The 15,026-nt window shown below is 63.9% G+C and carries 15 protein-coding genes; all 15 read right to left on the bottom strand.

Annotated features, from left to right (window positions below; translation table 11 throughout):
* Window positions 1-64 precede the first annotated feature (64 nt).
* Window positions 65-892 carry a F0F1 ATP synthase subunit delta gene (locus AC1MCA_RS17865; protein ID WP_108598281.1) on the bottom strand — a complete coding sequence of 276 codons (828 nt, stop codon included), beginning with the start codon at window positions 890-892 and terminating at the stop codon, window positions 65-67.
* Window positions 892-1,437, bottom strand: a complete 546-nt coding sequence (locus AC1MCA_RS17860) for a F0F1 ATP synthase subunit B (protein WP_108598282.1) — start codon at window positions 1,435-1,437, stop codon at window positions 892-894. Before AC1MCA_RS17860 ends, AC1MCA_RS17865 begins: the two co-directional genes overlap by 1 nt.
* 57 nt (window positions 1,438-1,494) lie before the next feature.
* A complete protein-coding gene (atpE, locus tag AC1MCA_RS17855) occupies window positions 1,495-1,698 on the bottom strand; it encodes an ATP synthase F0 subunit C (RefSeq protein ID WP_009356484.1) in 204 nt (67 codons plus the stop codon).
* 78 nt (window positions 1,699-1,776) lie between these two features.
* The gene (gene atpB / locus AC1MCA_RS17850; RefSeq protein ID WP_108598284.1) at window positions 1,777-2,577 is read right to left on the bottom strand and encodes a F0F1 ATP synthase subunit A; all 801 of its coding nucleotides are present in this window, start codon (window positions 2,575-2,577) and stop codon (window positions 1,777-1,779) included.
* Window positions 2,578-2,658: 81 nt separating this feature from the next.
* Window positions 2,659-2,997, bottom strand: a complete 339-nt coding sequence (locus AC1MCA_RS17845; RefSeq protein WP_479799659.1) for an AtpZ/AtpI family protein — start codon at window positions 2,995-2,997, stop codon at window positions 2,659-2,661.
* Window positions 2,990-3,472, bottom strand: a complete 483-nt coding sequence (locus AC1MCA_RS17840) for a hypothetical protein (RefSeq protein ID WP_479799658.1) — start codon at window positions 3,470-3,472, stop codon at window positions 2,990-2,992. Before AC1MCA_RS17840 ends, AC1MCA_RS17845 begins: the two co-directional genes overlap by 8 nt.
* A gap of 115 nt (window positions 3,473-3,587) precedes the next feature.
* Window positions 3,588-4,613: an MraY family glycosyltransferase gene (locus AC1MCA_RS17835; protein WP_479799657.1), complete on the bottom strand. Its 1,026-nt coding sequence runs from the start codon at window positions 4,611-4,613 to the stop codon at window positions 3,588-3,590.
* Entirely contained in the window at window positions 4,610-6,484 is a 1,875-nt protein-coding gene (locus AC1MCA_RS17830) for a polysaccharide biosynthesis protein (protein WP_479799656.1), read from the bottom strand. Before AC1MCA_RS17830 ends, AC1MCA_RS17835 begins: the two co-directional genes overlap by 4 nt.
* 174 nt (window positions 6,485-6,658) lie before the next feature.
* Window positions 6,659-7,615 carry a glycosyltransferase gene (locus tag AC1MCA_RS17825; RefSeq protein ID WP_479799655.1) on the bottom strand — a complete coding sequence of 319 codons (957 nt, stop codon included), beginning with the start codon at window positions 7,613-7,615 and terminating at the stop codon, window positions 6,659-6,661.
* Window positions 7,616-7,621: 6 nt separating this feature from the next.
* Entirely contained in the window at window positions 7,622-8,530 is a 909-nt protein-coding gene (locus AC1MCA_RS17820; protein WP_479799654.1) for a glycosyltransferase, read from the bottom strand.
* 1 nt (window position 8,531) lies between these two features.
* Window positions 8,532-9,347, bottom strand: coding sequence for an L-threonylcarbamoyladenylate synthase (locus AC1MCA_RS17815; protein WP_479799653.1), 816 nt, complete (start codon window positions 9,345-9,347; stop codon window positions 8,532-8,534).
* A 15-nt stretch (window positions 9,348-9,362) separates the two neighbouring features.
* On the bottom strand, window positions 9,363-10,247 hold the full coding sequence (prmC, locus tag AC1MCA_RS17810) for a peptide chain release factor N(5)-glutamine methyltransferase (RefSeq protein WP_479799652.1): 885 nt from the start codon (window positions 10,245-10,247) through the stop codon (window positions 9,363-9,365).
* Between the two features lie 27 nt (window positions 10,248-10,274).
* A complete protein-coding gene (gene prfA, locus AC1MCA_RS17805; RefSeq protein ID WP_479799651.1) occupies window positions 10,275-11,348 on the bottom strand; it encodes a peptide chain release factor 1 in 1,074 nt (357 codons plus the stop codon).
* Window positions 11,349-11,541: 193 nt separating this feature from the next.
* Window positions 11,542-13,755 carry a transcription termination factor Rho gene (rho, locus tag AC1MCA_RS17800; protein ID WP_479799650.1) on the bottom strand — a complete coding sequence of 738 codons (2,214 nt, stop codon included), beginning with the start codon at window positions 13,753-13,755 and terminating at the stop codon, window positions 11,542-11,544.
* Window positions 13,756-14,051: 296 nt separating this feature from the next.
* Window positions 14,052-15,026 carry a homoserine kinase gene (gene thrB, locus AC1MCA_RS17795; protein ID WP_479799649.1) on the bottom strand — a complete coding sequence of 325 codons (975 nt, stop codon included), beginning with the start codon at window positions 15,024-15,026 and terminating at the stop codon, window positions 14,052-14,054.

Below are 15,026 nucleotides of genomic sequence, written 5' to 3'. Positions count from 1 at the left end.
TGTTTTCGTGATCATCGTTGTCACGATGACCGGGGTTTCGTTTCGTTAAGTTGTGCTTGTCCGGCTAACCGGCCAGTTGGCGCTGAAGCTGGCCCAACCGGGTGATGACAGAAGCGTCGAGCACTTCATCACCCACCTGGACGCGGATTCCGCCGATCAGTTCAGGGTCAACGCTGACGTTGATCTTGAGCTCGCGCCCGTACAGGGAGTTGAGCCCTGACTGGAGGCGTGCAAACTGCGTCTCCGTGAGGGGACGTGTCACCTTGACCGTTGCAATCCAGCGCTGCTGCCGCTTTGCTGCAAGCTCGGCGAACCGGGCCACCAGCTTGGTCGGCTTGATGCCGCGTGGCTGTGAAACCGCCTGGCCAATGAGGACCTTAGCTTCCTCACTGGAGCCGGGCACCAGCTTCTCCGCCAAGCCGATCTTCGCTGCAGCACTCGCCTGCGGCTCCGACAGAGCACGTTGTACCTCATGGTTGGAGGCGACGGCCTGGTTGAAGGAGAACAGATCATTCTCCAGTTCTTCCAGCCCGGAGAGTCCGGAGGCAGAAACGGCCGACTTGTTTTCAGCAACGGCTATGACCACCGTTGCGGCAAGCGTCTCGAGTGCATCGCCGATATCCCGGGCCGATGCCCAGCGTGAGCTGGCCAGTCCGGCCGCGATATCCGCAGCCTCAGCGGAGACTTTTCCGCCGACAAGCTGCTTGACCAGCGCCGACTTTTCGTCACCGTTACGGGACGGGTCAGTCAGGGCGCGGCGCAAGCCAGCCGAGCTGTCCACCGTTCCCAGGATTCCGAAGAGTTCCTTTGCCAACTGCAGCGAGGCAAACGGAAGCTGGGCTTCCAGTTTGGTCAGCGCCGTGGTCAGCGATTCGCTCGATACACCTGACATTACTTAGCTGCACCTGCGTTCTGGTTCTCCAGATCTGCAAGGAAGCGGTCAACAACACGGGCGGAACGCTCGTCATCGTTGAGCGCCTCGCCAACGATGCGGCCTGCCAGCGTGGTGGCCAGCGTGCCTACCTCGGAGCGCAGGGACACAACTGCGGCCTGGCGCTCCGATTCGATCTGCACGTGCGCCTGGGCAGTGATGCGGGCAGACTCTGCAGCTGCCTTCTCCTTCAGGTCCGCAAGGATCTGAGCGCCTTCGGCACGTGCTTCCTCGCGGATGCGGTTGGCTTCCGCGCGGGCATCCGTGAGCTGCTGCTTGTATTCCTCGAGGGCAGCAGATGCTTCCGCCTGGGCCTTTTCAGCCTTGGCGATGCCGCCTTCGATTGCCTCAGCGCGCTCTGCGAAGGTCTTCTCGAACATCGGGACAATGAACTTGACCACGATGAACATGAGGACAGCAAAGCCGACGAGGACAACGCCCATTTCCCAGACGTTGGGTACCAGTGGGTTAGCCTCAGTGGCAGCTGAGATGATCACCTGGTTCATAATTCACCCGTCCTTATCTACTCGGTCTTGGATGTTCGCTTGGTTCTGAAGTCAGACTTAGAGAACGAAAGCGAAGACCAGGCCGAGGATGGCGAGGGCTTCAGTCAGCGCGAGGCCGAGGAATGCGATCGGCTGCAGGACGCGCTGGGCTTCCGGCTGACGTGCGACGCCGTTGATGTAAGCGGCGAACACGAGACCAACACCGATACCACCGCCGATTGCGGACAGACCGTAACCTACGAGGTTGAGATTGCCTTCCATTTTATTCCTTTCAAGATGCCATCTATGTGGCAGGTTGTTTGGTTTGCTTCATCCCCGTGAGGGGAAGTTTGTGGATGCCTAGTGGCTGTCCGCGTGCAGGGCGCCTTCGATGTAGATGGCGGTGAGCAGCGTGAAGACGTAGGCCTGGAGCGCCATGATCAGCGCTTCCAGCATGTACATGGCGATAGCGCCGCCGAGCACCAGGAGCGAGGTTCCCTTGAGCAGGATGTTCTCCTGCATGATGAGGAATTCGATGCCTGAGCCTGCGATCATGACGATCAGGTGACCTGCCAGCATGGTGGCGAAGAGTCGGAGGCTGTGCGTGACGGGCCGGACCAGGAAGTTGGAGATGATCTCGATCGGGATGATGAGCGGAAGGATGTATACCGGTACGCCGGAGGGTACGGTGGCCAGCTTGAAGTACTTCAGTCCGTTCTTCCGGATGCCGATGGCGATCCAGGTGACGTAAACAATGCCCGCGAGGACATAGGCGCCGCCGACGTGCGAAAAGCTCGGAAGCTGAAGCACGGGAATTGCGCCGTAGATGTTGTTTACGAGGATAAAGAAGAAGAGGCTGAACAACAGCGGCACATACTTCATAAAGTCTTTGCCGCCGATAATGTCCTTGGCAATGCTGTTACGCACAAAGCCATAGGCCATTTCACCAGCGAACTGGAGCTTGCCTGGGACAAGCTGCTGCTTACGGGCAGCTAGCAGAAAGAATGTAGCGATAATGACGACCGACAGGATCACCAGCAGCATCTGCTTGGAGAATCCGTCTGCCACCCCCCACGGCAGGATTGCCGGCAGGTGCATTTCTTCAATTCCTGGAGGAGTAAACTCTCCAGAATCTTGGGCCGGGAGCGCAAGCGCGATCAACGCGTTTCCTCTCTGCAGTGTCCATCATTGGGCGTGTGTCGGGGACCGGCGGGTTTTCGCTCCGCAGCTCCCCCTGTGAAATTATTTGGCATTAGTGTTTCCGTCCGCGGACGGTTCGCTCCCTGCGTCGCGCTTACCGGAAGTGTTTCTTGAACTGGTAAGGCCATGCATGTGGGAAAGATAGAAACCTCCGACAGCTCCAAGCAGAGCGCCTGCGAGCACGATCCAGCGGGTTCCCCACAGATAATCCAGACCCCACCCTATCAAACTCCAGACGATGATTCCGCCAATAATGTAGCTGAAGACGGCCATCCCGGCGTTGTATCCGCCGTCGGTGTTTTCCGCCGACACCCCCGGTGTGGAGGCATTGGTTTTGGGGCTGCCGGAAGGCTTTCCGGGCGTGCGCTTGGATTCAGGCATCGTGGGTTTCCTTGGCTTCCGGGTCGTTGTAGATCTGCAGCCGGGCTTTGCTGAATGCATAGAGCTCGGCCGCCTGCCACAGGACCACCGTGGCAACTGCACCAATCACGAACCATCGGCTGTTCAGCCAGGCGGGCGCACCCATGACAAAAAGCACCACGGCAAAGCCCACGACCTTGATGAAGTAGGTGGCCACGAACATGCCAATTGCACCTGACGGGTTCCGGCGGCCCACGAAGTGGCCCACCAGAAGGCTGACGGCGAAAAAGAGCATCACCAGAAGACCGCCAAAGACGGAGGACAGCGCTGCCGCCGGACCGTCCAGAAGAAGTGCAGCCAGGCTGGCGAGCAGCAGCGCGGCTCCCCCACCCGCAGCGCTTATGGCCAGCAGGCCCAACCACAGGGATTTAGTGGGACCGGAAACACCAACGTGTCCGTTGCCGGACGCACGTCCGGGTTCGGCGTTGGAGGTCATGGGATCCCAATCGTCGGGGGTTTTGGTTCAAGGTGGCGCGGCGAAGGGCCGCACCTGAATTCTACACGAGATAGAACATGGCGGCGTCCGGTGGCGGATGGCGCCATTGACGGGCCTAGGACACCGGCACCCGGGTGACCTTTTGACGCCGTCGGAAGCGCCGGATCAGGTCCGGCGAGGCGAGGTACAGGGCCAGGATGGCAAGACTTCCGGCGACACAAAGCACCACCACGGGAAGCGGTGCCGTGGCGGCGATGAAACTGAGTACGGTCACTGCGACGGTGCATGCAGCGACCGTACCGGCCGACTGCACGTGCGAGAAGCCGACGTCGGTCAGTCGCTGGTAGACATGCTCTCGGTGGGACGAGTACCACCGCTCCCCCGCCTTGATCCTGCGCAGCAGCGTGTAGCCGGTGTCCGCCACATATACCAGGATCGGCGCCAGGATGTACTCGACGTAAACACCGCTCAGGAACCCGGCAACGGCCAGGGCCGCAACGGAAGCGCCCAGCAGGTAACTGCCGACGTCGCCCAGGAACACGGAGCCGCGCGACAGGTTCCAGGGCAGGAAGCCGAGGAAGGCCATGGCAAGCACCGCGCCGCCGGCGGTGAGCCACGGCTGGTCGGACAGCAGCCCCGCCACCGTGTAAGCGGCGCCTGCGAGGATTCCGTGGAAACTTGAGATCCCGTTGACGCCGTCCATGAAGTTGGCAATGTTGACATAGGCGGCGATGGCCAGTGCGGCCAGCGGCAGCCACCAGAAGGACTGGCCGGTGAGGAAGATCAGGACCGCTGATCCTGCGGCGCCGATTCCCAGCTGCGCGGCCGCCCGGCCACGGATGGAAAGTCCTCGGAGGTCTTCGATCCAGCCAACGGTGGCACTCGCCGCGATGATCGCCAGGACAGTGAGGAACACCGAGCGGTCCACCGTCACCGCCCCCAGGACGACGGCGGCCGCGTACCCGACTGCCGTGGCCAGGGAGACGGCCACCCCCATGCCCCGGATCGTGGTCCTGCCATGCGAGGACCGGGCCGAGGGAACGTCAACAACACCCATCTTGACCAGCCAGGGTTTGACCGCAAATGGAAGCAGTACGCTCGCCAGCAAGGTGATGACGGCAGCAAGCAGGACAGGAATCATGACGCCGCCCTGACATTCTGCCCCGGTTCATCGGCTTCCTCATCAGGGATCGACTCGAAGTCCAGTCCCTGCTCGGCCTCACAGCGGGCAAGCCAGACGTTGATGTCCAGCCCGGCCGGATCCTGCTCGTGGGCCCTGGTGTGCGAAATCTTGGGATGCAGGGGGCGTTCGTCCAGCTCGCCGGTTCCCACGAGCTCCTCGTGCAGCTTCTCGCCGGGGCGGAGTCCGGTATAGACGATCTCCACCTTCTTGCCGGACATCGCGATCATGCGCTGGGCAACATCGAGGATTTTGACCGGCTCCCCCATGTCCAGGATCATGACTTCGCCGCCGCGTCCGATCGCGCCGGCCTGGATCACCAGCTGGCAGGCCTCCGGAATGGTCATAAAGAACCTGGTGACTTCAGGGTCTGTGACGGTAACGGGCCCGCCCACCCGGATCTGTTCGGTGAAGAGCGGGAGCATCGAGCCGCGGCTGCCCATCACGTTGCCAAACCGGACGGAGACAAATTTGCGTCCGGTCTGGCCGGCCATCCAGGCGGCCAGCTTTTCAGCCACGCGTTTGGAATGGCCAAGCGCCGTTGTGGGGTTCGCTGCCTTGTCCGTGGAGATATTCACAAAGTGCGAAACACCGGCGTATTGTGCGGCCCTGAGCACGTTCAGGGTACCCAAGACGTTTGTTTTCCAGGCCTCCACCGGGTACTGCTGGAGCAGCGGCGCATGTTTAAGGGCTGCAGCGTGGAACACCACTTCGGGGCGGCGGTCCTGGAAGATCTCCCGCAGTGCGGCGCCGTCGCGGATGCTCGCCAGGACGGTGTCGCGGCCGGCGAGCAGTCCGCGGCCGGTGATGGAGATCTGGGTGTGCTGCAACCCGGTTTCATCGTGGTCAAGCATGATCAGTTCCGCCGGCGAGAACTGGACGATCTGCCGGCACAGTTCGGAGCCTATGGAACCGCCGGCTCCCGTGACCAGAACACGTTTGCCCTTGATATAGCCTGCGATCTCGTCAACCTTGATGTCCACCGGGCGCCGCCCGATCAGGTCCTCAACCGCCACGTCACGGAAATCAGAGAAACCCTCGGGCGCCCCCCGGCCGAGCATGTCCCGCAGCGGCGGCAGGACCAGCACCCTGATGTTCATGCCGGCGACGGCGTCCGAAATCCGCCGGACCACCGAGGCCTCCACATTGGCAAAGGCCAGCACCAGGACGGTGGCGCGGGTGCGCCTGATGATGGCCGGCAGGTCATCGCCCCGGCCCAGGACCTGGACCCCGGCGAGCCGCAGGTGCTTCTTGGTGGGATCGTCATCGATCAGCCCCACCGGGAAATAGGGCGAATCAGCATCCTGCATCATGCGGGTCACCAGGGAGTTGCCGAGGAAGCCGGCACCGTAGATCAGGGTGTTCTGGGCACCGTCGCCGGGACGGTTCCTGCTCTCGGCGTAGAGCCGCTTGGCGTACCGGGCGGCGCCCATGAAGAGGCAGGCGAACGGGAAGGCGATGAGTCCGACGCTGCGGCCGATGCCGATGTCTTCATAGAGCACCAGCAGGCTCAGGGTGATGGAGGCGGCCACAATCACCGTCACGAAGACGAGGGCCTTGGCTTCCTGGAAGCTGCCGAACGGATACCTGCCGCGGTACAGTGCCAGCGCATAGCCGGAGACGGCCTGGACCACGATGGCGAGGGCCATGATGATCATGGCGCTGACAAGCTGTTCCTCGCGTACACCCATCTCGTAGCGCAGCAGCAGGGCCAGGACGATCGCTACGACCCACGACATCGAATCGAGGAACAGCTGGACCCAGATCCACAGCGGGGGCTTCTTCTCGTCAGGTGTTGCGTCAGGTTCGCGCGCTTCAGATTTCGTAGTCAACAGAGATTGCAACCGACTTCCACTACCACGGCGGCCATGCGCCTGTTTCAAAAATTACCCGGCCGTGCAACTGCCGGAATGCAGCCGGGTCTCCCACGATACTAATCGCTGACGGCCCGGAAACCCGGGTCCATGGCGGCCGCACCGGGCTGATGACCCGTTCCAAAGCCTGATTCAGGCAGGTTCCGGGCCGGCTGCCGCAGGCACCGGAGGCATCGGCTGCCAGCTCTTGTCGGCCAGGATGGCGCGCGATTCGCGCCACCCCTGCCAGAGCGGGCCGGCGCCTTTGACGCTCCGTTCAACCAGCACCAGGCGCACCATTTCCTTCAAATATGTCAGGACAGTCCCGGCACCGAATCCCAGCCGGTTGTACTTGCCGTACGCACGCAGGTACTGCGCCACATGGCCCCGGTTCCGCATCACGTAGCGCCTGCTCAGGTCGCTGGAGTCATTCAGGTGGCGCACGCCCAGATCCACCTGGCGCTGGGCGCGGACTTTCCTGATGACAAAGGCGTTCACGTAGACCACCGGAACCTGCTGCGCAGCGAGCCACCCGTAGATGAGGTCGTCCCAGGTGATGAAGAACCGCGGGTCCGGCAGCCCGATACTCCTGGCCAGCGTCGCCTTGATCAGCATGCCTTCAAAGTTGCCGACATTGGTGCGGAAGACATCGGATTTGCGGAAGACGTCACCCGAGACCGGCAGGAACACGCCCAGCGCTTCAACGAAACGGTGCTGCCAGAAGAAAGGCTTCCCCGCTGCGTCGTAGCGGCGGCCAATCATGCAGGAGTAATCGGGGGTGAACCTGTCCAGCGCCTCCACCGCCCCGGGCAGCACCTCGACGTCGTCGTCCATCAGCCACAGCCACTCCGCACCAGCCGCAAGGGCAAGACCGACGCCGTGCGAGAAGCCGCCGGAGCCGCCCACGTTCGTGGACAGCCGCTCATACTGGATGGGCAGATCACCGGCTGCAATGGCCCGAGAGACTACGGCCCCGGTATGGTCAGTGCTGGCGTTGTCCACCACCAGGATCCGGTCCGGCCGGGTACCCAGGCGGCTGAACGAGTCGAGCAGGTTCTGCAGGAAGTCGGCACGGTTGTAGGTGACGACGACGGCATAAAGGTTCTCCACGCCGGCCTAGCTGTTGGTGGACATCAGTTGGGCGGGCGAGCCGAAGCCCTTTCCGCGGAAGCCCGTGGAGTAGGCCCCGAACCAGTGCGCGAGGCCCTTGAGGTCGCCGGTCTTCAGGAAGTAATAAGGGAAACCCACAATGTCCGCACCGAACCAGCGCAGGTTCCGGTATTTCCGGGTGAGGTAGCCGCGGTTGCGGAAGTAGCAGTACCGCTTGAACTCGCCCTCGGGGATCACCGGGGTGATGAAACCGCCGAAGACAGGTTTCATCTCGGTCCAGGTGGCCGGGTGCTGGACGGCCACAGTGGCCAGCGTGCCGTACTTGAGGCCGGCCTTCTTGACCCGGGACAGGAAGTCCACCTCATCGCCGCGGATGAAGAACTTCACGTCGGGGATGCCGATCTTATAGAAGACCTCGGTGCGGATCAGTGCGCCGTTGAAGAAGTGGACCATGTCCGGCAGGTAGCCCATCGGGGCCAGCCGGGAGCGGTCGTTGGTCAGCAGCCCGTTGATCCGGAAGTTGAACGAAAGCCGGTTGGGATCGGCCGTGGCGGCAACCAGCGGGCTGATGATGTCGAGCTGGTGCTCCTCGGCTGTTTTGAGCAGCTCGGCGAGGCAGCTTGCATCCTCAGGGTGGCCGTCGTCGTCCATCATCCAGATCCACTCCGCGCCGCTGGCCATGGCGGCCAGGATCGCGTAAGCGAATCCCCCCGCACCGCCAAGGTTCGCCTCGGAGCGGAGGTAGTTGATGTTGTCCCCGCCGGCGTCCACGACGTCGGTCGCCGGGACGGTCCCCGAATCCACCAGCGCAATGGAGTGGATGGGGGCGGTCTGCTCGGCCAGGCCCTTCAGGAGGAGGGCGAGTTCCTCGTGGCGGTCGAACGTTACCGCCGCGACGGCGACTTTGGGCTGCATGTCAGTTCCTCGGTGAATCGTCGACGGCGGGAGCACCGGTGTTCTCAGCGGCCGTTGTGGCGCTGTTGTCAGTAAGCGGCGTCTGCGCGGACTGCGTCTCAGGAGCGTCGTCACCAGCCACCGGAGTTTCTTCGGTCGGTTCCTCTGCCATCGGGATCTCACCCAGGCCGAGGACGCCCGGGACATGTTCGCGGAGCTGATCCAGGGACACAGCACCGTTGCGGACCACCCGCAGGAGCGGCCCGGTGGCGTCCACGATGGTGGACGGAACGGCTTCGGTTCCTTCCACCGGCCGGAAGCCGCCTTCGAGGTAGACCTCCACGGATTCGGCGAGCTGCTCGCGTGCCGCCGCGGCTGTCTGCGCCGGGGCGTGGCCGGTCCGGTTGGCAGAGGACACAGCCAGCGGACCGGTCAGTGTCAGGAGTTCCTGTGCAACCTCGTCCGCGGGCATCCGGAGGGCAACCGTTCCGCGGGTCTCGCCGAGGTCCCAGTCCAGGGACGGCTGGGCGTGCAGGATCAGGGTCAGGCCGCCGGGCCAGAAGGCCTCAGCGAGCTTGCGGGCATCAGCCGAAATATCTGTGGCGAGCCCGTCCAGTGCGTTGATCCTGGGGATGAGCACCGGCGGAGGCATGGTGCGGCTGCGCCCCTTGGAGACCAGCAGCATGGTGACGGCCTGCGGCGAAAAGGCATCGGCTGCGATCCCATAGACAGTGTCCGTGGGAAACACCACGCACTTCTTTTCGCTGATGGCGCGCTGGGCGTGCTCAAGCCCCAGGGCACGCTGATCCTCTGAGGTGCAGTTGTAGGTTGTGGTCACTGGCCTATTCTTTCATCACTCGTTGTGCGGTCCGGCAAGAACGGCGCTGGTGGCGCGTTCCTTGCCGTTGAGGTCCAGGTGCGTGGTGATGTCCGTCCAGACACCGGTCCGCTTCATCATTCCGGCGATCCAGGTCGACTGGACTTCCGCGTGTTCCATCACGAAGTACCCACCGGGAACCAGCAGCCGGGCAGCAGACGCGGCCGCCGCCGTCGGAAGTTCCATGCCGTCCGCTCCCCCGCCGTACAGTGCTTCGGGGGGATCATGGAGTGCCACTTCGGGTTCGTTGGGGATGGCCTCGGAGGGGATGTAGGGCGGATTGGAGATGACGACGTCGAAGGTGCCGTTCAGTTCCGGCAGCGCGTTCCGCAGGTCCCCCAGGACCAGCTTCACCCCCAAGGGCGCCAGGTTTTTTTCGGCCCAGGCGTGGGCGAAGGGACTGAACTCCACGGCATGGACTTCCGCGCCGGGCACCTCGTGCGCGATGGACCCCGCAATTGCGCCGGAGCCCGTGCCCAGGTCCACGATCCGGGGGCGGGACAGGCCTTTGACGTGGTCGATGACCAGCTGGACCACTGATTCTGTTTCCGGCCGTGGGATAAACACGCCAGGCCCGACCACCAGTTCCAGGTAACGGAAATGGGCGACGCCGGTGATGTGCTGCAACGGGATCCGCCGGGCACGTTCGGCAACCAGTTCTGCAAAGCCCTCGGGTGCCGGAGCGTCCCCCAGCATCATCGCCCGCAGCCTGCCGAGCCCCACACCAAGGAGGTGCTCCGCCAGCAGTTCGGCGTCGACGCGGGGACTGGGCACTCCGGCGTCGCGCAGGATGGCTGTGGCTTCGCTGACCGCAGCCGCGAGGGACTGTCCGGACCCGGGGGCCGTGGGCTCGCCTGTCACAGTAACTCAGTTGTCACAGGGGTCCGGCTATTCGCCGATGGCGTCCAGGCGTGCCTGTTCGTCCATCTCGATGGCGGACTGGATGACCGGCTCCAGATCGCCGTTCATGACCTGGTCCAGGTTGTACGCCTTGTAGCCGGTGCGGTGGTCCGCGATCCGGTTTTCCGGGTAGTTGTAGGTACGGATGCGCTCGGAACGGTCCATGGTGCGGATCTGGGACTTGCGCTGGGCCGAGTTCTCGGCGTCGATGATCTCCTGCTGGTGCGCCAGGATGCGGGCACGGAGCACGCGCATGCCTGCCTCGCGGTTCTGCAGCTGGGATTTCTCGTTCTGCATGGCCACCACGATGCCCGTGGGCAGGTGGGTGATGCGGACAGCGGAGTCCGTGGTGTTCACGGACTGGCCACCGGGACCGGAGGAACGGTAAACGTCGATCTTGAGGTCGTTCTGGTTGATGTCCAGCTCTTCAGGCTCGTCGACCTCGGGCAGCACCAGGACGCCAGCAGCGGACGTGTGGATGCGGCCCTGGGATTCGGTGACGGGGACGCGCTGCACACGGTGCACGCCGCCCTCGAACTTGAGCCGGGCGTAAACACCCTCGGCGGGATCGTTCGAATTCCCCTTGACGGCCATCTGGACGTCCTTGTAACCACCCAGGTCAGACTCGGTGGCAGAAATAAGTTCAGTCTTCCAGCCACGTGACTCCGCGTACCGGGTGTACATCCGCAGGAGGTCACCGGCGAACAGGGCAGCTTCGTCGCCGCCTTCGCCGCCCTTGACCTCAAGGATCACATTGCGGGCATCGTCAGGGTCCCGCGGAATGAGCAGCCGCCGCAGCTTGGCGGAAGCAGCCTCCATGGCCGTTTCAAGCTCAGGAACTTCAGCAGCAAACTCAGGATCCTCGGCAGCCATCTCCTGGGCCGCGGCAAGGTCATCCCGGAGCGCCTCCCACTTGTGGTAGGCCTCAACAATGCCGTTGAGCTCCGCAGACCGCCGCCCGAGCTTCCGGGCCAGCCGCTGGTCAGCGTAGACAGCAGGATCCCCCAGCTGCGCCTGGATAGCATCATGCTCATCAAGCAGGCCCTGTACGGACTCAAACATTTTCACAACCTCTTTCGACTCTTACAAGTCTAGTTACTGCAACGCGGGGTCACTTACCGCCCAATGTGAGGCCCCTTTTGGGCTCAAAGTGACCCCGCGTTGCTTTTGGAGCGGCGGATCGGGTTAACGCAAGAACCGCCCGGGAAATTGGCGGCCCGGAAGGGGCCGCCAATTCACGAGCGGTTAAGCGTAGCTACTTGTCGTTATCCGACTTCGCACCAAGCGTCGTCTTCTGGACTTGCATGAGGAACTCGACGTTGCTCTGGGTCTCCCGGATCTTGTTGGTCAGCAGCTCAAGGCTCTGCTGCGTTTCGAGTCCGGAGAGGACGCGGCGCAGCTTCCACATGATCTTGACTTCCTCGGGGGAAAGCAGGTTCTCTTCACGGCGGGTACCGGACGCGTTGACGTCCACGGCCGGGAAGATGCGCTTGTCAGCCAGCTGGCGGGACAGGCGGAGCTCCATGTTGCCGGTGCCCTTGAACTCTTCGAAGATGACCTCGTCCATCTTGGAACCGGTCTCTACGAGGGCGGTTGCCAGGATGGTCAGCGAGCCGCCGTTTTCGATGTTGCGGGCTGCACCGAAGAAGCGCTTCGGCGGGTACAGCGCTGCAGAATCGACACCGCCGGACAGGATTCGGCCGGAGGCCGGTGCTGCCAGGTTGTAGGCGCGGCCCAGGCGGGTCATGGAGTCGAGGAGAACAACGACGTCCATGCCCATTTCCACGAGGCGCTTGGCGCGTTCGATGGAAAGCTCGGCAACGGTGGTGTGGTCATCGGCAGGGCGGTCGAAGGTGGAGGCAATAACCTCACCCTTGACGGTGCGCTGCATGTCGGTGACTTCTTCGGGGCGTTCGTCAACAAGCACCATCATGAGGTGGACCTCAGGATTGTTGGTGGTGATGGCGTTCGCGATGGACTGCAGGATGAGCGTCTTGCCGGCCTTCGGCGGAGAGACGATCAGGCCACGCTGGCCCTTGCCGATCGGGGCAACCAGGTCAATGACGCGGGGGCCGATCTTCTTGGGGTCGGTCTCGAGGCGCAGTCGCTCGGACGGGTACAGCGGAACCAGCTTGGCGAATTCGACGCGGTCCTTGAGCTCTTCCGGCGTCTTTCCGTTCACTGAGGTGACGCGGACCAGGGCGTTGAACTTCTGGCGGGCGGTCTGCTGGCTGCGGTCTTCGCCTTCGCGCGGTGCGCGGATGGCGCCAACTACGGCGTCGCCCTTGCGCAGGTTGTACTTCTTGACCTGGGCGAGGGAAACGTAGACATCGTTCGGGCCCGGCAGGTAACCGGAAGTGCGGATGAATGCGTAGTTCTCGAGCACATCCAGGATGCCGGCAACGGGCAGCAGGACATCGTCCTCGGTGACCTCGACGTCGTCGACGTCCGGCCCCTGGGCGCGGCCCCGACGGCGGTCGTTGCGGTCGCGGAAACGGTCGTTGCGGGAGTTGTCCCGGCTGTCCCGGTTGTCCTGGCCACCTGAGCGGTCATTGCGGTCGTTCCGGTCCCGGCGGTTGCGGCGGTTCCGGCGGCTGCCGCCGTCGGCATCGTCGTTGTCGCGGGTGTTGTCGCGGTTGTCATCGCGGCGGGCGCCTTCGCGCTGGCCCGCCTCGCGGCTACCGGCGTTGTCGCGGCCACCATCGGTGGTTTCGCGGGTGGCGGTTTCGCGGACGTTGGCATCGCGGGCGCCACGGGTGCGGCCGGCTTCCCGGCGGTCGGCGCGCTGGCCGTCGCCGGACTCTGCACCCTGGGCGTCGGTGCGCTGGGTTTCCGTGCGCTGGGTTTCCGTACGCTCGGCCTGGCGCTGTTCAGCGGCGGGCTGCTCGGCCGGAGCTTCGGTGGTTTCCGTTGCCTGCGCAGACGTTGCGGCGGCTTCGCCGCGGCGACGGTTGCGGGTGCGGGGCTGGCGGCGTTCGCCGGCGCCTTCGCCTGCAACGTCCGACTCCACCGGAGCCGCTGCCGCTGCCGGGGCCTCCGCGGGTGCTGCAGCCGGAGCCTCAGCGGCAGGTTCCGTGGCGGGGGCGGCGACGACGCCGTCACTCACGGCGCGGCGGCTGCGGCCACGGCCACGTGCACGGGTTCCTTCGGCAGCCGGCGCCTCGGTCTCGTTCGCTGCAGCCACGGGTGCGGCAACGGCGGGGACCACGTGGTTTTCAGTAGCCTTTGCGGCTGCCTTGGCAGGCGCCTTGCTGGGCGACGTTCCCGCACGGTGGGCGGAAATCGCGGTCACCAGATCCCCCTTGCGCATGCGGGACCCACCGGAAATCCCCAGCTGGCTGGCAAGCGCCTGCAGCTGGGCGAGCTTCAGGCCGGCAAGACCGCTGCTCTTGGTGGGTGCGGCCGTTGATGATCCGGCAGCAGAAGTTGATGTGTCCACAGCTGAAGACAGCTCAGTGGTTTCGGTCACGAAGGATCCTTCCCCCTCGACGGCGTCCAGACTGGGAGCTGGACGCGATGATTTGATCGGGCTGCAGTTCAGATTTGCAGCCGGGATTTTCGGCCTTGCCGGTTGGATTTCGGCCAGCAGGGCCGGATACTGATTCACCATACGCGCCGATTAATGACGGAACGCTGGACTGACGGTTCAGGGGCAGACACTTCTTGCTGCAGATTCCTGCGACAGACCAAGCAGGTGGCACCGAAAATATTGCGCAGTAGGAGACCGAAAGCAACTGAGTGCAATAACAGGTCAGATAGGCGGAATTACCGCCGGTGCATGTCCACCTTAGCACCTTCAACGTCCACTGCCAGCTTCAGGACCCGCCAGCCGATACCCGGCGTGTTGGCCGAGGTAAACGACTCTATGAACGAGAGCACTTCGGCGGCTTCGGCTTCACCGTTGGCCAGTACCAGCACAGTGGGCCCGGCCCCGGAAACTACTGCGGCGTGGCCCGCGCTGCGCAGCGCCCGGATCAGGGCCGCACTGGGACGCATTGCCTCGGCCCGGTAGCTCTGGTGCAGGTAATCCTCGGTACCGGCCAGCAGGAATTCCGGCTTTTGCGTCAGCGCGTGGATGAGCAAGGCAGCGCGGCCGGAGTTCATCGCGGCTGCGTGATGCCCCACAGATGCGGGCAGCAGGGCGCGGGCGGCCTCAGTGGACAGTTCGAAATCGGGAACGGCGACGATGGGGATCACCGAAGCTGCCACCGTGGCACACGTGCTGCTGTACCGGTCACTGTCCTGCCACGACAGCGCCAGTCCGCCGAAAATCGCCGGGGCGACGTTGTCCGGATGGCCTTCCATTTCGCTGGTCAGCTGAAGGATCCAGTCACGCCCACGCTGCTTTGCCTCCGGCACAAGGGCGTTCGCTGCGGAAACAGCGGCCACCACGGCCGACGCCGAGGATCCAAGGCCCCGGCCGTGGGGGTTGACGTTCTGTGCTGTGATCCTGAGCCCGCCGTGCTTGTAGCCGAGCCGAACAAAGGCCGCTTCCATAGCCCGGACCACCAGGTGGCTGGCATCCCGGGGAAGGGTGTCCGCCCCCTCGCCGCTGAGCTCGAACACCAGTTCGTCGGTCTCGAGGCTCTCCACCGTCAGGGTGTCGTGCAACGCCAGGGCCAGGCCCAGGCTGTCGTATCCCGGGCCGAGGTTGGCGCTGGTGGCCGGAACCCTGACGGTGACGCGCTGTCCTGCCTCGATGACGGGCATGTCGACGGCGGTGGGCGAGGTGGTTTTCAA

Source organism: Arthrobacter sp. BK1 (assembly GCF_056680055.1).
This window is presented reverse-complemented; position numbering and strand designations above follow the sequence as displayed.